The organism is Neisseria sp. P0021.S007, from assembly GCF_051956855.1.
Genome location: NZ_JBQCXA010000590.1, coordinates 1 through 666, shown reverse-complemented (window position 1 = coordinate 666; position 666 = coordinate 1). Strand labels below are relative to the sequence as shown.

2 pseudogenes are annotated in these 666 nt (G+C 49.5%); both read right to left on the bottom strand.

The features are described 5' to 3' along the window. Nucleotides 1-351, bottom strand: a pseudogene (locus ACTHUR_RS14805) (lipopolysaccharide biosynthesis protein); the annotation flags it as partial. A gap of 168 nt (nt 352-519) precedes the next feature. After that, nucleotides 520-666: pseudogene (locus ACTHUR_RS14800) on the bottom strand (UDP-N-acetyl-D-glucosamine dehydrogenase); the annotation flags it as partial.

Genomic DNA, 666 nt, shown 5'->3' with positions numbered 1-666 from the left:
AAAGAGAATCCCCAAATTTGCACTGGGGATGTCAAAAATGATTTCAGACGGCCATGATGCGTTTATCAGTAACACTAAAACCACAACCGCCACAGTCAGAATCAATGGCGATAAAAAAACGGATTTGAACAGCGCGGCCTTGTCTTTAACGGCGTAATAGTCGCGAATATAGGATTGGTCCAGCCCCAAGCCCAGCAACAGGATGCTCAGTCCGGCAATGGTCTGCAAGAGTACGATACGGCCGATGTCTTCCGCAGGGAAGTACCATGAGATGAACGGCAGGGAAAGCAGGCCGAAAGCGGCGCTTCCTATCGGGCCCAATGCGTAGCCGAGGATTTTTTTCGCGTTCATATTATTTGTTTTCAGACGGCCAGAAGTTCGAGCTGAGCGTTTTTCGTAGGGTATGTGTTGTTACCGTTGCCGGTTTGCCAAGGCCGTCTGAAAAACAAATAGCCTTGGGAAACCGGCTACCGTCCCGGTCGGGGAAACCGGAGGCAGCCGGATGTGTCTGAAGCAAGATTATGCTTTGATGACTTTAGGATTTTTTACTGGGAATTTGCCGCGTGTATCGACAATCAGCTTGGCATGTTCGGTGATCATGTCATAGTCGAATTTGTCGTGATCGGTGGTCAGAACCACGCAATCGTATTGGGCGACAGTTTCAGG